We start from the raw sequence: 20,990 nt of genomic DNA on the forward strand, positions 1-20,990 counted from the left end.
AATGGTTACACAGCACGAAAAATCTGTCATCCGATCAATTCCTTGAGAGATTCGTCCTGTTTTGAGTGCCAGTCACTATCATATAGATAGCCAAAATTCACCGAAAAACGTATTTCCTTTGGCCCCGAAAACGCCCGCCGTTGCCAAAAAACTCGCATGGAAACGTGCTTGGTTAATCGTTTTCCAATTTAGTGATGCATTTCCACAACATCGATGCAAAGACTAATGACCGATTGGGCAACTACGTGCATACTAAAAAAACTGGTCCGACCAATTCTAAGATTGGTTTACCAGAAGATTAAACCGATCCAACCAATTTATAAAATCCAGGACGGAGGAGACACATGCAGTATCAATCCACCCCACCGCTGCGTCGGGCGACGATGGCAGTTTGCATTTCAGTAGCACTGCTTCAAATGAGCGGCCAGGCTTACGCCCAGACCGCACCGGCCGAAGCCCCTGCACAGGAAGTTCAGGCAGTCGTTGTTACCGGTTCGCTGATCCGCCGCGTCGCGGACGAAGGCGCCACCCCGCTGACCACCATCAAATCGGCCGAAATGGAAGCACGCGGCCACACCGAACTGAAAGACCTGGTCCTCGAACAGCCGCAATCGCTGTCGCTGGGCACCAATACCGGCGCCGCCGGTCCGGTGACCAACTTGCGCGGCCTGGGCCCGATGCGTACCCTGACCCTGCTCAACGGCCGCCGCCTGGCCAACGAGCCGCTGCAGGACCAGTACGTGTCCGTGAACGTAATCCCGCGCATGGCGCTCGATCGCGTGGAAACCCTGTCCGGCGGCGCTGCGTCGATCTACGGCGCCGACGCCATCGGCGGCGTGCAGAACTTCTGGACCAAGCGCGGTTACAAGGGCCTGACCCTGAAAGGTGAATTCGCCGCACCGCAAATGCACGGCGGCGGCACCACCAAGTCGTTCGGCGCCATCGGCGGCTTCGGCGACTTGGGCAAGGATGGCTTCAATGCCTACTTCGCCATCGACCACCAGGAAAAATCGGCGCTGATGCAGGGCGACCGTCCCGAACAGCACGACCCCGACACCCTGCGTTCGCTGGGCCTGGGCCTGCTGCCGGAAGGCCGCAACTCGAACCCGCTGGCCAACTTCGGTTTCACCCGCGCCTCGAACTCGAACTACAATCCGAACTACGCCACCGGCTGTAATTCGCCGGCCTCGCTGCCGACCCTCGGTGCGCAAAGTACCGCTGCCACCCCGACCTATGCGCCTGGTTGCTACCGCAATCCGCTGTACTTCAACGCGGTCACTGACGGCAGCAAGATCACCACCATGTCCGGTCGCCTGAGCTTCAACCTGTCCGGCGGTCACAAGATCGACATGGACGTGCTGAACTCCGAGTTCACAGTACAGAAATTCCGCGGCATGCAGACCCCGGCCGCGACCAATCCGTTCACCACGTACTCGATGCCATCGACCAGCCGCTTCTACCCGGGCAACGGCATCACGCCGGCGGTGCGGGTAGTGGGCACCAATGGCGCGACCAGCACGCCAACCATGTACATCGACGCGACCAAGACCCCTGGCACGCCGGTCAACCTGAACATGGCCAACCGTCCGATCTACTTCCAGTGGGGTCCGGCGGAACTCGGTTCGGCCTACCGCAACGACAAGCAGACCAACAAGCGCCTGGTGCTCACCGCCGAAGGCGAAGTGCTGGGCTGGGACTACCGCGCGGGCGCCAACTACGGCGTGGCAGAGCGTAACACCATGGTCGGCGACGGCTACATCCTGTACTCGAAGGCGCAGGACGGCATCAACCGCGGCATCCTCAATCCGTTCGGCGCCCAGGACGAAGCTGGTACCGCTTATCTGAAAAGCATCGTCGCCAAGGATTACACGTACCGCCTGAACAAGGCCTACAACAAGAGCATCGACCTGACCCTGTCCAAGGGCCTGTTCAAGCTCGGTGGCGGCGACCTGACGCTGGCCGTTTCCGGCGAACTGCGCCAGGACAGCGCGCGCACGTTCGATGCGCCGCTCGACTACGTCTATCGCAAGGCCGATGGCAGCTACAACATTGATGCGGCCGGCAACGTGCTGCAGCACGACCTGGTCGGTGAAGTGCCGCAAGGCGTGGCGAAAAAACTCAAGCGCAAGATCTCGTCGATCCTGGCCGAAGTCGATGCGCCGATCACCGAGACGTTCCTGCTGAACGCCGCCGTCCGGGCCGACAAGTACGACGACCTCGATCAGACCACCGTCAATCCGAAACTGGCCGCGCGCTGGCAGCCATACCAGCCGCTGGTACTGCGTGGTTCGGTCTCGACCGGCTTCCGGGCGCCGTCGATCATGGACATCCAGAACCCGACCGCCGAAGTGCGTACCCAGCAGATGGACGATCCGGTCCTGTGCCCGAGCGCGCAACCGACCGTGGCGGGTACCGGCACTCCGGTGGCCGGCCGTACCGCCGACCAGGTGTGTAACGTGCTGACCAGCTACTGGACCAAGTCGCCGAACAACAGCTTCCTGAAGCCGGAAAAATCGCGCGGCTTCTCGTACGGCTTCGCGCTGGAACCGATCAAGAACCTGTCGATCACGGTCGATTACTGGGGTCTGAAAATGCGTGACGTGCTGGGCGCCGTGTCGATCGCGGAAATCCAGCAAAATCCGGGCAAGTACAGCGACCAGATCATCCGTGGCGCAGACGGCCTGATCGACCATATCGTCGCCAGCCAGGCCAACCGTGGCATGGCCCGCATCCGCGGCGCCGACCTGTCGGCCAACTACCGCTTCCCGAAAACCTCGTTCGGCACGTTCGACACCAAGCTCGATGGCACCTGGTACCAGAAGAACGAGTTCCAGGGCGAGAAGGACGGCGTCTGGCTGCAGAACGTGGGCGTGATCACCAACGATGGCCGTTACGGCAGCGCTGGTCCCAACGCCGGTCTGGCAGGCCTGCCACAGATCAATCCACGCTGGAAGCACACGGCGTCGATCGGCTGGGGTTATGGCGACTTCCGCACCACGTTGTCGCACCGCTATAACACCAGCGTGCGCGACCTGACGCCACGTACCGGTTCGACCCTGACCAAGGTCGATGCGTACAGCCAGTTCAACATGAACGTGCGCTACACCGGCATTCCCAAAGCGACCGTCACCTTCGGTGTGAACAACATCACCAAGGAATTCCCGCCACTGACCGCCAACAGCACTTATAGCGGCGGCTACGTGACGAGTATGGCGGACATGCTGGGCCGTGTTTACCGCCTGTCGGTGGAATACAAGTTCTAAGTCACATGAACCAACCGTCTCCGCACCAGGGACGGCGCCGTTTGCTGAAGGGGGCGGCCGCCATGGCCGCCGCCTCGGTGGCGGGCGCGCCGTCAGCGGCCAGGTCGGCCCCCGCCGATCCCTGGGCTTATGCCCAGGGCATCATCGATCAATTTTCCAAACCGCTCGATTTCTCGCAGCGCGAAGTGTCCATCACCAGCCATGGCGCCAGGCCGTGCCAGCTGCATGCCGTCGATGGCTTTCCGACCATCGACGCCAAAGGTAAAGTCCTCACGCCCGTTCCCGGTTCTCACGATTGCTATCCCGCGCTGCGCGCTGCGATTGCCGCCGTCCACCAGGCCGGCGGCGGCACCGTGCTGGTGCCCGCCGGCGACTGGTACTGCAAGGGTCCGATCGTGCTGCGCTCGAACGTGCGCGTGCACCTGGCGGCCAGGGCGCGGATACGCTTTTCCGCCGATCCGCGCGATTACGCGCGCGACGGCGACTACGATTGCGGCGCCAACGGCAAGCTGGTGCTCTCGCGCTGGCAGGGCAACGACTGCCTGAATTTCTCGCCGCTCGTGTATGCGCGCGGCCAACGCAATATCGCCATCACCGGCGCCGACTGGACCAGCGAGCTCGATGGCCAGGCCGGCGTGCCGTTCGAGGACGGCAGCGGCAACGGCTGGTGGGGCATGAACCCCAAGGGCGCGCGCCAGGGACCGAATCCGGACGCCATGCACCAGGGCCGCAACAATCCGCTCAACCCCGCGTCGCTGGCCGCATTGGCGCCGGGGCTCGATGCGGCCGTGCTGGCGCGGATCCAGGGTGATGCGCCCGACTGGCGCAGCGACGAAAAATTCCTGCCGGCGCTATCCGAAGCCGGTGTGCCCGTCGAAAAACGCATCTTTGGCCTCGGCCACTACCTGCGCCCGTGCATGGTCGAATTCATCGACTGCGACCATGTGCTGATGCAGGGCTACCAGGTGATCAACACGCCGTTCTGGATCCACCACCCGGTCGATTGCCGCCGCGTGCATTTTTCCAAGGTGCGCATGGAGAGCATCGGCCCGAATTCCGACGGTTTCGATCCGGAATCGTGCGACACCGTGCTGGTGGACGGCTGCTGGTTCAACACCGGCGACGACTGCATCGCCATCAAGGCCGGCAAGAACCTCGATACCAATTATGGTCCCACCCGCAACGTCGTGATCCAGAATTCGGTGATGAACAGCGGTCACGGCGCCGTGACCCTGGGCAGCGAAATGTCGGCCGGGATCGAGCACGTGTACGCCCAGCACCTGGACGTGCGCAACCAGCACTGGCAGACCGACCCGCTCAATACCGTGGTGCGCCTGAAAACCAATATGAATCGGGGCGGTTTCCTGCGCCATTTTTATGTGCGCGATGTCAAACTGCCCAACGGCGTGCGTTTGAAGCCCGGCTTCTACAAGCCGATCCCGGGCGGCCCGGTCAAGGCCGGTACCGTGCCAACGGGCGGCGGCGCCGTGATCACCTTCGATTGCGACTACGCGCCCGCGTTCGACCTGATCCGCAGCCGCCCGCCCGAAGTCTCGCACGTGCATATCTCGGATATCCGGGTGGCGGACGTGAAGACTGCCGAAGGCACGTTCGGCTGCTACCAGGCATTCATCGTGCTCGGTCCCGTGGGCCACAGCTACAACGGCCCGGCCGGCAAGCCGGTCCTGCCGGTCACGGACGTGACCATCAGCGATTGCGACTTCGGCACGCCGGTCAACGCCGCGCAGCCCTGGTTCATCCACAACGCAAAAAATATCGCGCTGCGCAACGTCGTCATTGGCGGCAAGCGGTACGACGAGAACCTGTCGGGGTAAAAATGAAACGACGTGTTTGCATGATGTTGTTGGCCGGCGTGGTCGTTCTTGGCCATGCCGGCCATGCTGCTGCCCAGCCAGCAGTGAACCAGTTTGGCGTGACGCGAGCTGCCGGGCCGGTGGAGCGGTGGGGTACGCTCGAACTGTCGTTTACGGGACCCGCCACCGGCAACCCGTTCGTGGACGTGGAACTGTCGGCCGTGTTCCGCCAGGGCGGGCGCGAACAGCTGGTGCCAGGCTTTTACGATGGCGACGGCGTCTATAAAATCCGCTTCATGCCCGATTCCGTGGGCGACTGGACGTACGAAACCCGTTCCGGCGCGCCCGCGCTGCACGGCAAGCGCGGCGCCTTCACGGCGGTGCAGCCGGCGCCCGGCAACCACGGCCCGGTCGCGGTACGCAACACGTACCACTTCGGCTACGGCGACGGCACGCCGTTCTGGCAGGTAGGCACCACCAGCTATGCCTGGACCCACCAGAGCGCGGCGCTGCAGGAGCAAACGCTCAAGACCCTGGCCGGCGCGCCGTTCAACAAGATCCGCATGGCGATCTTCCCGAACAACGACGATCAGGTGGCGGGCCAGCATTTTCCGTTCGCCGGCAAGCCGCCGCACGGCTGGGACTTTACCCGCTTCGACCCGGTCTTCTTTCGCAACCTCGACCAGCGCGTGGCGCAGTTGCGCGCGCTCGGCATCGAGGCCGATTTGATCCTGTTCCACCCGTACGACAAGGGCCGCTGGGGCTTCGACCGCATGCCCGCTGCGGTTGATGATCGCTACCTGCGCTACGTGGTGGCGCGCCTGTCCGCGTACCGCAACGTGTGGTGGTCGATGGCCAACGAGTACGACTTCCTCACCGAGAAGAGGACCGACGACTGGGACCGCTACTTCCGCATCGTCCAGGCCGCCGATCCGTACAACCACCTGCGCTCGATCCACAACGCGTTCCGCTTCTATGACCACAGCAAGCCGTGGGTCACGCACGTGAGCATCCAGCACGGCGCGGCAACGGAAGACCCGGAGCGCGCGGTACTGTTCCGCGACGTTTATAACAAGCCGGTGGTGTTCGATGAAGTGAAATACGAAGGCAACTGGACCAAGCGCTGGGGACAACTGACACCCGAAGAAATGGTGCTGCGCTTCTGGAACGGCGCGGTGGCCGGCACCTACGTGGGCCACAGCGAGATCTACACCGACACCAGCGGCAAGGGCGAAATCTGGCTGGGCAAGGGCGGCGTGTTGCGTGGTCAGAGCGCGCCCCGGCTGGCGTTCTTCCGCAAGATACTGGCCGACAGCCCGGCCGGGGGCCTGGAACCGATCGACAAATGGCAGGAGCATCCGTTCGCCGGCAAGCATGGCGAGTATTATCTCGGTTACTTCAACCGCGCGCAGCCGACCACCTGGCCGTTCGCCTTGTTCAAGACGGGCCTGAAAGACGGCATGCGCTTCAAGGTCGAAGTGATCGATACGTGGAACATGACGGTCACGCCGATCGAAGGCGTGTTCGAGATCAAGAAGCGCGACGACTATATGTTTGCCGACAAGGATGGCCGCAGCATCGCGCTGCCGGGCCGTCCGTACATGGCGCTGCGCATCGTGCGCGTGCCTTAGGAGTGTTGTTAATGAAACGACGTATCGTGGCTGCGGCCATTTCGCTGGTGCTGGCGGCGGGTGCCACCCACGCCGAAGTGATTGGCAAGATGGAGACCCCGCAAGCGTTGAGCGAAGCGCGGCTCAACGTGTTGTCCGTGCCGGAGCGCGCCACGTGGCAGGCGTACCTGCAGCGCTCGCGCAGCCTGATGGCGGCCGACAAGGCGGCGCTGGCCGCCGAACGCGCATCGGTTCAGATGTGGCAGCTTGCAGCAGCGACGCACCCGCCGCCGGGCAACGGCATGCCGCTCAAGAATCCGGGGGCCTGGTATGGTTCTGCCGAAGCGCTGCGCGTGGCCGACAACATCGTCAGCTACCAGACCCCGGCTGGCGGGTGGGGCAAAAATGTCAACCGCAGCGAACCGCCGCGCCAGAAGGGTGAAGCCTATGTCCACAGCGACGGCGGCAAGCTGGAAGGGTGGTCGTACGTCGGCACCATCGACAACGACGCCACCATCACCGAACTGCGCTTCCTGGCGCGGGTAATCGCCAGCGGAGGTGGTGCCGGCAAACCTGAATATACCGCAGCCTTCGTGCGCGGCATGGAATACCTGTTTACTGCCCAGTATCCGAACGGCGGCTTCCCGCAGGTGTATCCGCTGGCCGGCGGCTACCACGACGCCATCACCTACAACGACAACGCGCTGGCCAACGTTACCGACCTGCTGGAAGAGGTGGCACTGCGCAAGGGCGACTACAGTTTTGTCCCGCCGGAGCTGGCCGCGCGCGCGGCGCAGTCGCGCGACAAGGCCGAGCAGGTGATCATCGCCAGCCAGATCCGGGTCGATGGCGTGCTCACCGCCTGGTGCCAGCAGCACGACGCGGTGACGCTCGCCCCGGTCGGCGCCCGCAACTTCGAGCCGACCGCGCTCACCAGCGTGGAAAGCGCGCGGCTGCTCAACGTGCTGATGCGCGACCCGGCGCCCAGTCCGGACATCGTCAACGCGGTAGATGCCGGTGCGGCGTGGCTCAAGCGCGCCGCCATCCACGACCAGGAATGGGTGCGCAGCAAGGACAGTGCCGGCCTCACGCCCAAAGCCGGCGCCGGCCCTTTATGGGCGCGCCTGTACGACATCGCCACCATGCGCCCGATCTTCGGTGACCGCGACCGCACCATCCACACCGACGTCAACGAACTTTCACCCGAACGCCGTGCCGGTTACGCGTGGTACGTGAACAATCCGGCATCGACGCTGGACAAGTACGCGAAGTGGGCGCGCAAGTATTCGGCGGCGGGCCGGTAGGTCGCCTGGCTTGTCAACGGCGGTGGAACCGGACACAATCGGCGGTATTACATAACCACCACCTTGCACCCATGTCCAGCCATACCGCCGAAATTCTCTGGGAACGACACGACGGTCGTTTCACCGACAACCGCTACAGCCGCGTGCACCGCTGGGGCTTCGACGGCGGTGCCGTGGTTGCTGCCTCCAGCTCACCCCACGTGGTGCGCGTGCCTTTTTCCGATCCCTCGTGCGTCGATCCCGAAGAGGCGTTCGTGGCGTCGCTGTCGAGCTGCCACATGCTGTGGTTCCTCGGCTTTGCCGCGCGCGACGGTTACCTGGTCGATCGTTATGCTGATGCCGCCGTGGGCGAGATGGCGAAGAACGCCGAGGGCAGGGAAGCCGTTACCCGCGTGACCTTGCGGCCGGCGGTGACGTTCTCCGGCACGCTGGTGCCCGATGATGACGCCCTCGAGCGGCTGCACCACGAGGCACACGAAAGCTGCTTCCTGGCCAACTCGGTCAAGACCGTCATCGAGATCGCAGGCAGTTGGAGTCACCAATGAATGGCAAGCGCTTGCCTCGAGTCTATTCGTATTACATAATACATGGTATGTAATACGTTATTATATTGGGAGTGGAGAATGGCACGTACCGGATTATCAAAAGAAGAGGTGGCACAGGCGCGCGCCGGTTTGCTAGCACAAGGCCAGTACCCGTCGGTGGATGCGGTACGCGTGGCGTTGGGCAACACCGGCTCCAAGACCACGATCCACAAGTATTTGAAAGAGCTCGATGAAGGGCAGGGCGGCGCCAGCCCGGCTGGCGTGCGCCCATCGACTATCAGCGATGCCCTGCACGACCTGGTGGAACGGCTGGCGGCGCGGCTGCGCCAGGAGTCGGACGACCAGCTCGATCTCGCGCGCGCGGAACTGGCGGAGAAAGAGCAGCAGCTGGCGCAAGCCAATCGGCAGCTGGAAAGCGAATTGCGCAGCACGCGCGAACAGGAAGCGCGGCTGCAAACCGAGTTGCGCCAGCAGCGGCTGGCCTTCAATATCAAGCAGGACGAACTGGCGCAACTGAGCAAGGAAAGCAGCCGCATCGCGACCGAGCTGGCGCACACCCAGCAGTCGCTGTACGAACAGCTGACCAACGCCCGCAAGCTCGAACAGAAAGTCGAGCAACTGCAGGCGCAGCAACGCCACACGGGCGACCTCGAACGGCAGCTGGCCACCAGCATCGCCCACAACGAGCGCCTGGGCGAGCAGGTGGCGGCGATGGAATCGGCCCTGGCGCCAGCGCAGGCGCGAGCCCGCGAACTGGAACTGCTGCTGGTGCAGGCCGAGGCACGTGCGCAGATCCAGGAGCAGGTGGGGGAGCAGTTGCGAGCCTACCTGGACCGGATGGCGGCGCGGGATTAGTCATCACCTCTGGCAACCAGCCGCGCAATATCCTCAAACCGCATCCCCTCGCAACTGACCGCCATCCCACCGTCAAACACCGGCTGCGCCAGCTTGGTCAGCACGCTGCCGCTCGGCATTTCCACCACCAGCCGCACGCCGCGTTCCCACGCGTGGCGCATGCTGTCGTGCCACTGCACGGGCCGCGCCATGTTGCGGGCCAGATCGTCGCCGATGGCGGCGCCGTCGAACAGCGCCCGCGCCGCGCTGCCGCTAATGTACGTCATGCGCGGACGGCGCAACGGCACGCCAGCCATCGCCGCTGCCAGTTCAAGGGCCTGCTGGTTGAACAATTCGCAATGCGATGGCACGCTCACCGCCAGCCGCTCGGCCTTGGTGCCCGAGCTGCCAGCCTGCACCAGCGCAACCACCGCCGCCATGGCCTGGTCGGAACCGGCGATGACCAGCTGGCGCGGGCCGTTCAGGTTGGCGAGGTACACGGGCGTCTCCATGCTGTGCACTTGCGCCACCAGCGGCGTGAGTTGGGCTGCCAGCAGGCCCGATACCGCTGTCATGCCAAAGCCGGCCGGATAGGCATCTTCCATCGACTGTGCACGCAGACGTACCAGCCGCACGGCGTGGGCAAAGTCCAGCACACCGGCGGTGACGGCGGCCGGATAGGCGCCGATCGACAGGCCTGCCACCATTGCCGGCTGTGCACCGTGCACAGCCAGGTAGCGCGCGGCAGCCACGCCGGCCACCAGCAGGCACAGTTGCACGGCAACGGTGGAGCGCTGCGCTTCCACGGTGTCGAGCGACAGCACGTCGCTGCCCAGCGCCGCCGATGCTTCGGCCAGGGTGTCACCCACCGCCGCGTGCGGGGGCAGGGCGTGCAGCATCCCCGGCTTTTGCGCGCCCTGGCCGGGGAAAGTGAACAGCACGCTCATGCTGCCTCGCGCTGTGCGTCCGTCACGCGCCACGGATCGGCCGCCAGCACCGGCCCGTGCGCAGTCTTGACCATCACCCGGCCACCGCGCGCGTATTCGTTGAGGGCGAAACCGCCCAGTCCCGTATCGACCTGGATGTCGACTCGGCATGGCTGCTCCTGCAACCGCAGCAGGCGGTCGATGATCCAGACTGGCAGCGGTTCCGGTGCGCGCACCAGCAGATCGAGGTCGCTGTCTGCGCGCAACACCGGCAGGCCGGAGGCCAGGTAAAAGCCGGCGCCGCCGGTGGGGCCCCACGCCAGGCCCAGGTCTTTCAGGCGCGGCGCCATGGCGGCCAGCGCGCGCAGTGGCGGCAGGTCCGACTGGCACTCGCCCGAACGCACTGCGCGCGGATGCAGGCGCGCCAGCATCTCGGGCGTGACGCAGCGGGCCACGGCATCGCGCTGCACATATCCCTTGCAGCGCTGGCTGCGCGTCAGGCCGCGGGCACCCACCGGCAGCAGGCTGCCAGGCGCCGCCTCGCGCCGCACCACCAGCGGCGCTTGCGTGAGCCACGCTGCGTCGAGCCACTTGGGCCAGGCTTCGCCACCGCCGGTGGTAAAACGGTCGGGCAGGCGCAGGAACAGCAGGTCGTGCGGACGGCAGGGCGGGTTCTTCATGATGTTATCCAACGATGGCGCGGGTGGCAAAGAATAACAGCGATGGTCCGAGCAGGCAGCCCAGTCCCGTGTGGAACGTGGCCACCAGCGCGCCATACGGCACCAGCCTGCGGTCGGTGGCCGCCAGACCGGCCGAGACGCCGGACACGGTGCCGGCCAGGCCGCCGAACACCATCGCCGAACGCGGCGTGCGCAAGCCGAGGAATTTGGCGGCGGCCGGCGTGGCCACCATCACCAGGATGGCCTTGATCAGACCAGCGGCAATACTCAGCGCCATCACGTCCGACGTGGCGCCGATGGCCGCCCCGGTGACCGGACCGACGATATACGTGACCGCGCCGGCGCCGATGGTGGTGATGCTGACCGCATCGCGATAACCGAACGCGTAGGCCACACAAGCGCCGACGATAAACGGCAGGAAGGTGCCCAGCAACAGCGCCACCACGCCGACCATGCCGGCCTTTTTCGCTTCCACCACCTGCACTTCGAACGCGGTGGCGACAATTGCGAAGTCGCGCAGCATGGCGCCGCCCATCAGGCCCACGCCGGCAAACAGCGAGACGTCGGCCAGGCCCTTGGTGCCGCCGGTCTGCACGCCGCCCCAGTAGGCGAGCCCGAGGCCGATCACGATGGCGATGGCGGAGCCGTGCACGCGCCCCATGGTCAAGTGGCGCGAGAGTTTCATGGAGATCAGCATCACCAGGCCCACCAGTGCAAATGCGGTGACCAGGCCATTGTGGCGGACAGTTCCTTCGAGTAGTTCGAGCATGACGATCTCCTTAGCGCACGGTGGCAGGGGTTGGCACTTCCAGCGGCGGCAACGCCGATTCCTCGACCTTTTCGCCGCGGTTGATCAGCGCGATCACGCAGGCGCACACCACCACGCTGCCCACCGCCGCCAGCAGCGCGACCGGACCGCCGCGCAGCGCGGTCAGCACGTTCTGTTGCGCGGCCATGGCGACCACCACCGGGATGTACATCGCGCCCCAGAACGCCACGCCCATTTCGGTCTGCTCGGGCATCCAGCCCTTCTTGTGCATCCACAGCCGGGCGCAGATAAGCAATATCATCGCAATGCCCACGCCGCCGACATTGGTCTTGGCGCCGATCAGGGTGCCCAGCAGGTCGCCGAGGAAGATCCCCAGCAGGTGGCAGATCGCCAGTAAAGCTGTTCCGTAGATAATCATGATTGTGTCTCCAACTAGTTTCAACTCGTTCCAGGGATCGGCCGCCCCGGTTTATATAGTGGTTTCATGGGCGGCCGTCATAGTGGGTCAGGCGCTGGTCTCTCCTTTCCACTGCTCGCGCAGCAGTTGCCGGACGCGCCGCGAGGCGGCCCGGTGTTCGCCATCGAAACGGGCGGCGAGGTCTTTGCGGGTGTCGTTGGCGATATCGGCCAGCGCCGCTTCCAGCGTGGCCGTCACCAGCGCCACGTCGTCCGCTGACGGCGCCGATGCACTCGAAGGCTGCAGCACTTTCCACAACAAACCGAGCGACGCATAGCTATGGATGTCGTACGCCATGGGCGGCACGCTCTGCGCCAGCGCTTCCAGCGCTTCCACCGACCGCAGCGTGATGCGCGCAGCGGACGCCTTGCCCATCGCATGCACCATCACGCCGGGATCGTCGAACGCGATCAGGCGGTTGGCCTGGTAGCCGTGCGCCAGGAATGCACCCGACATCGCCAGCCCGACGATCAGGCCGATCACCGGGTGGCCGGCCAGCCGCGCCTGGGCATATGCTCCGGCCGCGCCGGCCAGCGCCTGGTGGATGCCGAAGGCTTCCTCGCGGCGGCCGTATGCCTGGCTGGTGACGTCGATCACGGCGACGATGGCGCGCTTGCTGCTGGCCGCGCGGTCGGCGGCAATGACCTCGTGCACGGCCTGCGCCAGCTGCCAGCCTTCGACCAGGCCCACTTCGCCGGTGCGGGCGCGCGGGAAGCGGTTATCGGCATCGGGCACCACGGCGATGAAGCGCGTCGGCGCGCCGGCCAGGTTGCCATCGCGCACGCGCACTGCCGGCCAGTCATAAACATCGGCGCCGCCAGCGAGCAGGTCGAGCCAGGTGCCACCGTTGGAGGTGTGGTTTGCGGTATTCATCAGAGATCCTTTCCGTACAGGGCGCGGACATCGGCCGCCTCGGGCTGGTTGGCGGTATCGAAACGCGCCAGGCGTTCGAGGTAGTGGGCGTAACGGTCGCTGCGATGGTCGGCTGGCACGCCGGCGCGGAACAGTTCCACCACCAGGCTGCGCACCTGCGCCGTATCGTCGTCCACCAGCGCATCGGCCAGGCCGGTCGCTGCGCGCTGCTGGCCGCCGGTCAGGCCCCAGATCAGGGCGCGGTTGCGGGCATCGAATTCGGCGATCCCCGCTTCCTGCTCGATCACCTGCGGGCCGTTCAGCCCCAGGCGCGCCTCGCGGGTGAGCACCAGGTACGAGCACAGGCCGGCAGCGATCGACATGCCGCCGTAGCAGCCCACGGTGCCGGCACTGACGCCGATCACGGGCCGGTAGCGGCGCAGATCGACGATGGCCGACTGGATTTCGGCAATCGCCGCCAGCCCCAGGTTGGCTTCCTGCAGCCGCACGCCGCCCGTTTCAAACACGATCACGGCCTGGGTGGGAATGCCGGCACGGTTGTCATCGGCCGCCAGTTCGAGCGCGCCGGCGATTTTTGCGCCGCCCACTTCGCCCATGCTGCCGCCCTGGAACGCGCCTTCGATGGCCAGCACCACGGTGGCGACGCCATCGACCGTGCCCTTGGCCACGACCACGCCGTCATCGGACTGGGTGACCAGTTTTTGCTGCGCCAGCCACGGCGACGTGACGCGATCGAAAGGGCCGATCAGTTCGCGCATCGAGCCGGTGTCGAGCAGCGCGTGGGCGCGGTTGCGGGCGCTGCGCTCGATAAAGCTGTCGCGGTTCAGCAGTTGTTCGATATTCATGGTTGACCTCCTGCCGCTTGCGCTTCTTCGAACGCCTGCTCGATGCGCATGCGTACCACGCCCGGCGTGGCGCCGTTGTCGTTGATCTCGATGCTGGCCGCCGGCAGCGTGGCGCCGGCAAACACGCGTTCGAGCAGGGCTTTCCAGGTGCCGCCGTAGCCGTCCACCGAGGTTTGCACCGCGATGGTGGTCAGCGCGCCGCCTTGCGGGGCCAAGAGCACCTCCAGGTCGCCCGATGCCACCACGCCGGTGACCACGCGGGCAACGATAGTGGGCGCAGCGGGCTGGCCGGCGGGGAATTCAAAATGCAGTCGTTCCATGTTGGGCCTCCGTAGCTTGTAATTGTGGGGTGATGCGGTGGTTCGGATGCGCGAGGCGGTCGAGCAGCAGCGTGGCCGCCAGCAGGTCCGCCGCGCCGCCGGGCGAGACGCCACGCGCCAGCAGGGCGGCATCGAGTTTGCGCAAGGCCGCACGGCCGGTGTCCGTGCCGGCGCCACCGGCGTAAAGCACCGCCTTGGCGCCGTTCTGCGCCGCTGCCAGTGCCGCCGGGCCACCGCGCGCCAGCAGGCAGGTGTCGTCCAGGTCGGCCATCACGGCCAGCAGCGCGTTCAGTTGCGCGGCGATTTCGCTGTCACCACGGGCGCGCGAGGCGTGCAGCATCGGCAGCGCCACGTCGGTCACGTGCGGGAACGCCGCCTCGGCCTGGCCGCGCGCGCCGTCCACGCCATAGATGCGGCGCACGGTCTCGCCCTTGTTGCCGGTGCTGGCCGGGGCGGCGGGATCGTGCAGCCGCGCCAGGGCGCCGGCCCGGGCCGCGATGGTGCGTGCATCGACGTCGCCACTGGCTGCCGCAGTGACCAGCAACCCGAGCGCCCAGATCGCGCCCCGGTGGGTGTTGACGCCGCCGGTGGCGTTCATCATCAGCGTTTCGCCGGCGCGGCCGATGGCGCCGATGCGCCGGCGCAGCGCAGGCAAGTCGTCCATCGTGGCGCCTGCATGGGCCATGGCTTCGAAGGCGGGGCGCAGCGCGTGGGCCGAGCGGCACATCAGCAGCCAGCTCAAGTCGGTGTGGGCGCCGCTGCCGCGCATGTCCACCAGGCCCGGTTTCGGTGTCAGCATGGCTTCGTCCACCAGTGCGGTGACGGCAATGTCGGCCAGCATGGTGCCATTCAATGCCATCGGCACGGCGCGGAAAAGTTCGGTCAGCATCGTCATTACCAGCTCCTGAATTTGGCAGGTGGGTCGTACAAGCCATCGGACCAGTCAACCAGGTCGGCGATGCTCTTGGCGGCCAGCAGCGAGCGCGTGGCCTGCGCGCGCTGCACGCCCAGGTCTTCCGGCAGCGCGATCAGTCCCTCCTGGCGCATACGCGCGGTCTGTTTCGTATCGTGGCGCAGGCCGACGGGCGTGACGCCCGCCACCGCCGCCAGCATGGCCTTGCGCTCTTCCAGGTTGCGCGCCTTGTACAGGTAGGCGATGCCTTCCTCGGTCAGCACGTGGCTGACATCGTCCCCGTAAATCATCACCGGCGCCAACGGCATGCCCGACGCCTTGCCGACGGCGACGGCGTCGAGCGATTCGACGATGGTGGGCTGGGTGCCGTCCTGGAAGGTTTCCACCATCTGCACCACCAGCTTGCGGCCGCGCGAGAGCGGGTCGTCGCCTTCGAACAGGTCCAGCCATGCCGGCGTGGCGTGGCGGCGGCCGTGCGGGTCGTGGCCCATGTTCGGCGCGCCGCCAAAACCGGTGAGCCGGCCGTGCGTGACGGTCGAAGAATTGCCCAGGCCATCCATTTGCAGGGTGGCGCCGATGAACAGGTCCACCGCGTACTGGCCGGCCATCTGGCACAGCAGGCGGTTCGAGCGCATGGAGCCGTCGCGACCGGTGAAGAACACGTCGGGGCGGGCGGCCGTGTAGGCTTCCATGCCCAGTTCAGCGCCGAAGCAATGCACGCTGTCCACCCAGCCGCTTTCGATGGCAGGGATCAGCGTGGGGTGCGGATTCAGGGTCCAGTGGCGGCAGATCTTGCCCTTCAAGCCCAGTTGTTCACCGTAGGTAGGCAGCAGCAGCTCGATGGCGGCGGTATTAAAGCCGATGCCGTGGTTGAGCGACTGCACGTTGTGGCGCTCATAGACGCCACGGATCGCCATCATCCCCATCAGCACGTGCACCGGTTTGATCAGGCGCGGGTCGCGGGTAAACAGGGGCTCGATATAAAACGGCTTGTCGGCCTGCACCACGAAGTCGATCCATGAGCCGGGAATGTCCACGCGCGGCAGGTCGCCCGGATCGTCGACGATCTGGTTCACCTGGGCGATCACGATGCCATCGTGGAAGGCGGCCGCTTCCACCAGCGCCGGCGTGTCCTCGGTGCTGGGACCCGTGTACAGGTTGCCCTGGCGGTCGGCCATGTAGCCGGCCACCAGCACCACGTTGGGCGCCAGGTCCACGTACAGCCGCGCATACAGTTCCACGTAGGTGTGCAGCGCGCCCACTTGGAGCACGCCGTCCTGCAGCAACTGCGAGATGCGCAGGCTCTGGGCGCCGGCAAAGGCGAAGTCGAGCTTGTTGGCGATGCCGCGCTCGAACAGGTCCAGGTGCTGCGGCAGACTCACGCTCGGCATGATCATGTGCAGCTTGTTGACCTTGTCGGCATTCATTTGCACCATGGCGCGGGCCAGGAAATCGGCCTGCTTCTGGTTGTTCCCTTCGAGGACCACGCGGTCGCCGCTGGCGATCAGCAGCGAGAGGGCATCGACGATGGCGTCGGTGCCGATGATGGGGCCGTCGCTGAGGTGGCGGACGGAGTCGAGGCGGCGGCGCTTTTCCTGGCGCCGCGTGTCCCACTGGCGCGGCGGCTTGCTGCTGTTGTTCATATTGTCTCCTGTCATTACGTTCTCTACATAAGCTGGATGTCTGACAGCACCCAGCATAGGCTGCAATACGGTCCGGTTCAATCAACCGCAGCGCCTCAACGTTTACCTTCAGGTTAACTATCGCTATACTCGATGAGAGGAGAATCCCTATGATCGACGAAGAAATCACGCTCAAGAAACTGGAAATCTTCCTGGCTTTCATGCGGCTGGGCAGCCTGGCGCGGGTGTCGGACGAGGTAGGGCAAAGCGTGGTCAGCGTGCACCGGGCGCTGCATTCGCTGGAAGAGGGCCTGCGCTGCCAGCTGTTTGCGCGCGAAGGCCGCAAGCTGACTGCCCAGCCGGCCGCGTTCGCCCTGGCCACGCATGCGCAGCGGGCTATCAACGAGGCGGAAGAGGGCATCCGCAAGGTGCGCGAAATCGCCGGTTTCAACAGTGGCCGGCTGCGCATCGGTTCGCTCTACTCGCTGACCTTGCGCTGTATCCCGCACCTGCTGATGGGCCTGAAATTACGCCGTCCCGAGCTGCACGTCGATCTCACGCTCGGCTCCAACAAGGATTTGCTGCAAGGCCTGGCCGACGGCCGTCTCGACGCCGTGGTGATCGGCCTGCAAGCACCGAGCGATGACGCCCGCCTGATTGCCATTCCCATGTTCGAGGACGAGGTGCGGCTGGCCGCGCCGCTCGGGTCTCCCTACGCGGGCGCCGCCCAGGTGGACTTGCGCCAGCTGCGCCACGAGCAATGGATCACGCTAGGCGCCGGTTTCGTGACGGCCGACAGTTTCAACCACGCGTTCCGCCAGGCCGGCTTCGAGCCGGAAACCGCAATGCAGGTCAGCGACATTTTCTCGCTGATCAACCTGGTGGGCAGCGGCATGGGCTACAGCCTGCTGCCGGCGCGCGTGGCCGAGTACAGCGCGCGCATCGAGCTGATCGCACTGGCGGCGCCGTATGCGTCGCACCAGGTGATTTCACTGCTGATGCTCAAATCGCGCGAGCGCGATCCGAACTTGCTGGCCCTGGCGGCCGAGTCGCGCATGTTCGACAACGGCAAGCGACGACACAGTTGATAAGCTAGTTCTTTACGCAACATGGATTAACTTCTACCTGATTCACCTAAAAAGCCACAAATCGGCCGCCAATCGTCAAAGCCGTGCCGGTTTGATCGACTTTTAAAAAGCCGGTCGCTATGATTATGTTTCTAAAAGGAAAATAATCCGGAGGCGACATGCAGTGGTTTTATGATTTGAAGATCGGCAAAAAGCTGATCATTTCGTTCGCTATCCTCACCATTTTCACCTGCGCACTGGGCCTGTTCTCGATCGCCCAAATGACCAAGGTCAGCCAGGCGTCCAGCGATATCGCCACCAACTGGCTGCCAGCAGTGCGCTACCTGGGACAGATGCAGAATTCGCTCTCGCGCTACCGCATTTCCGAAGCTACCCACATCCTGCTCACCACCGAAGAAGACATGGTGGCCACCGACAAGTCGATGGCCACCCGGCTCGACACCTTCGCCAAGCAGCAGGCCTCGTACGCCACGCTGGTGTCCGAACCCGCGGAAAAGCGCATTTACGCCGAGCTGCAAAAGTCGCTGGCCGACTACATGGCGCAAAGCAAAAAACTCACCGGCCTGTCGCACGCGGGCAGCAAGGAAGATGCACGCACGCTGTTCCGGGGCGCGTCCAACAAACTGTTCCGCCAGGTAAACGAACAGCTCGAAGCGCTGGTCAAGATTAACGATGACGGCAGCGCAGCATCCGACGAGCAGGCGTCCGCCACGTTCGCCCTGTCACGCAACCTGATCCTCGGTGTGCTCGGGGTGCTGATCGTAGTCGGCATGGCGCTGGCCGTGTGGGTGGCGCGCATCGTGTCGCGGCCGTTGCAGGAGGCGGTGGAAGTGGCCCAGCGCGTGGCCAATGGCGATCTGACCGCCAACATCGCTCGCGGCGGCGCCGACGAAACCGGCCAGTTGATGGCGGCGCTGAGCCTGATGAACGCCAGCTTGCTGCGCGTGGTCGGCGAAGTACGCAGCGGCACCGACACCATCGCCACGGCCTCGGCCGAGATCGCCAGCGGCAACCTCGACCTGTCGAGCCGCACCGAGGAGCAGGCCAGTTCGCTGGAAGAAACCGCCTCGGCCATGGAAGAGCTGACGTCCACCGTCAAGCAGAATGCCGACAACTCGCGCCACGCCAAGAAACTGGCGCAATCGGCTTCGACCATCGCCGGCGATTGCGGCAAGGTCGTGGGCGAGGTGATCACCACCATGGAATCGATCAGCGCGTCGTCACGCAAGATCGTCGACATCATCAGCGTGATCGATGGCATCGCGTTCCAGACCAATATCCTGGCCCTGAACGCTGCCGTCGAAGCGGCGCGGGCAGGCGAGCAGGGCAGGGGCTTTGCCGTGGTCGCCACCGAAGTGCGCAACCTGGCCCACCGCAGCGCGGCAGCCGCCAAGGAAATCAAGGTGCTGATCGACGACTCGGTGGTGCAGGTAGGTTCCGGCACGTCACAAGTGCAGCAGGCCGGCAAGTCGATGAATGACATGCTCGAGAGCGTACGACGGGTGAGCGACGTGGTGACCGAGATCACCGCCGCCAGCGAAGAACAGAGCGTGGGCATCGAAGAAGTGAACCGCGCGGTGATCCAGATGGACCAGGTAACGCAACAGAATGCCGCGCTGGTGGAAGAAGCCGCCGCAGCGGCAGCGGCATTGCAGGAACAGTCGGCCAACCTGGCGGCAGTCGTCAGCGTTTTCCGCCTGGCATAGACAACCAACATCACAATAATTAACCATCCAGGAGATTTTCATGCAAAAAACCACCGTTATTGCCGGCGCCGTGCTGGCCGCCATCAGCGCAGCTGTTCCGGCCGCCGCCCAGTCGAACGTCACGCTGTACGGCCTGCTCGACACGGGCGTGGAAAACCTGACCCATGCGGGACCGGGCGGCAGCGCCACGCGCGTGAGCTCGGGCGGCATGAACAACTCGCGCTTCGGTTTTCGGGGCACCGAGGACCTGGGCGGCGGCCTGAAAGCCGTGTTCAACCTTGAAGGCGGCCTGCTGACCGACATCGGCGGCTCCGACGGCGGCGGTTTGTTCCGGCGCCAGGCCAACGTGGGCCTGGAAGGGTCGTTCGGCCGGGTGGTCCTGGGCCGTTCGTTTACCACCGTGTACGATTTCATCGTGCCGTTCGACCCGATGGCATACGCGCCATATTATTCGTGGGCATCGAGCGGGTCGGCCTCGAACGTCAACAGCTACGGCATGATCACGTCGGCCGACAACATCGTCAAATATTCGCTGGAAACCGGGCCACTCAAATTCGGCGCCACGTATGCCTTCGGCGAACAGAGCACCGGTACCGCCGACGGCGCGAGAATGCAGGTGGCCGCCACCTACACGGCCGGCATGTTCTCGGTAATCGGCTCGGCCGAACAAGGCAACGGCAACAATGTTGCTGCCACCAATCGCCACGACACCAGCAATATCTACCACCTGGGCGGCATGGTCACTGCCGGCGACTTCAAGGTGCAACTGGTAGGCCGCAGCTACAAGAACGAATCGAACAACCGCGCCTTGCCCGATGTGCGCGCCAACACCTACTGGGCCGGCCTGACCTACAAGGCCGGCCCGGCGCTGACGCTGGTTGGCGCCATCTACTATACCGACGTGCGCAACGTGGCGGCCCGCACCGATGCCGATCCGAAGATGTACGTGACCCGCGCCCGCTACGCGCTGTCCAAGCGCACCGACGTGTACGTGACGGCAGCGTACGCCAAGGCCAAGAACGGCAAGCTGATCAGCCTGTCGCGTGCCGATGCGGGGTTTGCCGATAGCCAGCGGGGCTTGATGGCTGGCGTGCAGCATCGGTTCTAAAGTGTAATGATGCCGCGTCAGTCGAGGTGGTCCGGTTTGCCCGCCGTTGTTGCGAGGGTTACTTCGGCGCGGCGGCTTTGGCGCGGAGGGTTTGCAGTTCAGTGGTCAGCCAGGTCTGGCTGGCCACGGGCTGGCTGTCACCGCACCGCACCTGGTAAGGCTTGCCCGACATGCTGCTCGAGCTCGCTGCCAGCTTGATGAACTGGGGACGCGGCCAGCGTAACGAGTATGACGGCGAGAATATTTGTTGTGCGCATAGGGGAGTGATACTGCCTTTTTACGTGATATATTTATTGCTCATGAGCCACTTTTT

Annotated in this window: 19 protein-coding genes; 9 read left to right on the top strand and 10 right to left on the bottom strand. The window is 64.8% G+C overall.

The genetic code is table 11. From position 1 onward, the window contains the following. Positions 1-416 precede the first annotated feature (416 nt). The 6 genes from ASF04_RS19435 to ASF04_RS19460 all read left to right on the top strand — a co-directional run bounded on the left by ASF04_RS19435 (position 417) and on the right by ASF04_RS19460 (position 9,391). Entirely contained in the window at positions 417-3,263 is a 2,847-nt protein-coding gene (locus ASF04_RS19435; RefSeq protein ID WP_056145404.1) for a TonB-dependent receptor domain-containing protein, read from the top strand. Between the two features lie 5 nt (positions 3,264-3,268). Beyond that, positions 3,269-5,098: a glycoside hydrolase family 28 protein gene (locus tag ASF04_RS19440; RefSeq protein ID WP_056145407.1), complete on the top strand. Its 1,830-nt coding sequence runs from the start codon at positions 3,269-3,271 to the stop codon at positions 5,096-5,098. Between the two features lie 2 nt (positions 5,099-5,100). After that, positions 5,101-6,708 (top strand): DUF5060 domain-containing protein, encoded by a 1,608-nt coding sequence (locus ASF04_RS19445; RefSeq protein WP_229205125.1) that lies wholly within the window; start codon positions 5,101-5,103, stop codon positions 6,706-6,708. Positions 6,709-6,719: 11 nt separating this feature from the next. Beyond that, on the top strand, positions 6,720-7,991 hold the full coding sequence (gene pelA / locus ASF04_RS19450; protein WP_229205126.1) for a pectate lyase: 1,272 nt from the start codon (positions 6,720-6,722) through the stop codon (positions 7,989-7,991). 71 nt (positions 7,992-8,062) lie between these two features. Next, the gene (locus ASF04_RS19455) at positions 8,063-8,536 is read left to right on the top strand and encodes an OsmC family protein (protein ID WP_056145413.1); all 474 of its coding nucleotides are present in this window, start codon (positions 8,063-8,065) and stop codon (positions 8,534-8,536) included. A gap of 78 nt (positions 8,537-8,614) precedes the next feature. After that, entirely contained in the window at positions 8,615-9,391 is a 777-nt protein-coding gene (locus tag ASF04_RS19460) for a DNA-binding protein (RefSeq protein ID WP_162241460.1), read from the top strand. Here the strand turns inward: ASF04_RS19460 and mdcH are convergent. From mdcH to mdcA, 9 genes are all read right to left on the bottom strand, one after another. Next, positions 9,388-10,317 (bottom strand): malonate decarboxylase subunit epsilon, encoded by a 930-nt coding sequence (gene mdcH, locus ASF04_RS19465; protein WP_056145419.1) that lies wholly within the window; start codon positions 10,315-10,317, stop codon positions 9,388-9,390. The genes ASF04_RS19460 and mdcH overlap by 4 nt on opposite strands. Then, complete coding sequence (locus ASF04_RS19470; protein WP_056145420.1) at positions 10,314-10,976, bottom strand: malonate decarboxylase holo-ACP synthase; 663 nt, start codon at positions 10,974-10,976, stop codon at positions 10,314-10,316. The genes mdcH and ASF04_RS19470 overlap by 4 nt, the downstream gene beginning before the upstream one ends. Before the next feature lie 4 nt (positions 10,977-10,980). Next, positions 10,981-11,745, bottom strand: coding sequence for a malonate transporter subunit MadM (madM, locus tag ASF04_RS19475; protein WP_056145423.1), 765 nt, complete (start codon positions 11,743-11,745; stop codon positions 10,981-10,983). A 10-nt stretch (positions 11,746-11,755) separates the two neighbouring features. Continuing rightward, entirely contained in the window at positions 11,756-12,163 is a 408-nt protein-coding gene (madL, locus tag ASF04_RS19480; protein WP_056145426.1) for a malonate transporter subunit MadL, read from the bottom strand. A gap of 87 nt (positions 12,164-12,250) precedes the next feature. Beyond that, on the bottom strand, positions 12,251-13,075 hold the full coding sequence (gene mdcE / locus ASF04_RS19485; RefSeq protein WP_056145429.1) for a biotin-independent malonate decarboxylase subunit gamma: 825 nt from the start codon (positions 13,073-13,075) through the stop codon (positions 12,251-12,253). After that, positions 13,075-13,920 carry a biotin-independent malonate decarboxylase subunit beta gene (locus ASF04_RS19490; protein ID WP_056145431.1) on the bottom strand — a complete coding sequence of 282 codons (846 nt, stop codon included), beginning with the start codon at positions 13,918-13,920 and terminating at the stop codon, positions 13,075-13,077. The genes mdcE and ASF04_RS19490 overlap by 1 nt, the downstream gene beginning before the upstream one ends. Next, a complete protein-coding gene (locus ASF04_RS19495) occupies positions 13,917-14,240 on the bottom strand; it encodes a malonate decarboxylase subunit delta (RefSeq protein WP_056145435.1) in 324 nt (107 codons plus the stop codon). The genes ASF04_RS19490 and ASF04_RS19495 overlap by 4 nt, the downstream gene beginning before the upstream one ends. Continuing rightward, complete coding sequence (locus ASF04_RS19500) at positions 14,221-15,135, bottom strand: triphosphoribosyl-dephospho-CoA synthase (protein WP_056145438.1); 915 nt, start codon at positions 15,133-15,135, stop codon at positions 14,221-14,223. Before ASF04_RS19500 ends, ASF04_RS19495 begins: the two co-directional genes overlap by 20 nt. After that, positions 15,135-16,796, bottom strand: a complete 1,662-nt coding sequence (gene mdcA, locus ASF04_RS19505; RefSeq protein WP_056145441.1) for a malonate decarboxylase subunit alpha — start codon at positions 16,794-16,796, stop codon at positions 15,135-15,137. The genes ASF04_RS19500 and mdcA overlap by 1 nt, the downstream gene beginning before the upstream one ends. A 149-nt stretch (positions 16,797-16,945) precedes the next feature. On the opposite strand from mdcA, the gene ASF04_RS19510 reads away from it, so the two are divergent. The 3 genes from ASF04_RS19510 to ASF04_RS19520 all read left to right on the top strand — a co-directional run bounded on the left by ASF04_RS19510 (position 16,946) and on the right by ASF04_RS19520 (position 20,677). After that, positions 16,946-17,863, top strand: coding sequence for a LysR family transcriptional regulator (locus ASF04_RS19510; RefSeq protein WP_056145444.1), 918 nt, complete (start codon positions 16,946-16,948; stop codon positions 17,861-17,863). A gap of 158 nt (positions 17,864-18,021) precedes the next feature. Continuing rightward, the gene (locus tag ASF04_RS19515) at positions 18,022-19,569 is read left to right on the top strand and encodes a methyl-accepting chemotaxis protein (protein ID WP_056145447.1); all 1,548 of its coding nucleotides are present in this window, start codon (positions 18,022-18,024) and stop codon (positions 19,567-19,569) included. 40 nt (positions 19,570-19,609) lie between these two features. Continuing rightward, a complete protein-coding gene (locus ASF04_RS19520; RefSeq protein WP_056145451.1) occupies positions 19,610-20,677 on the top strand; it encodes a porin in 1,068 nt (355 codons plus the stop codon). A 58-nt stretch (positions 20,678-20,735) separates the two neighbouring features. Here ASF04_RS19520 and ASF04_RS28625 read toward each other — a convergent pair whose 3' ends face one another. Then, on the bottom strand, positions 20,736-20,945 hold the full coding sequence (locus ASF04_RS28625) for a DUF5329 family protein (RefSeq protein ID WP_307141153.1): 210 nt from the start codon (positions 20,943-20,945) through the stop codon (positions 20,736-20,738). Between the last annotated feature and the right edge of the window lie 45 nt (positions 20,946-20,990).

Source organism: Duganella sp. Leaf61, assembly GCF_001421905.1.
Lineage (GTDB): Bacteria > Pseudomonadota > Gammaproteobacteria > Burkholderiales > Burkholderiaceae_D > Rugamonas > Rugamonas zoogloeoides.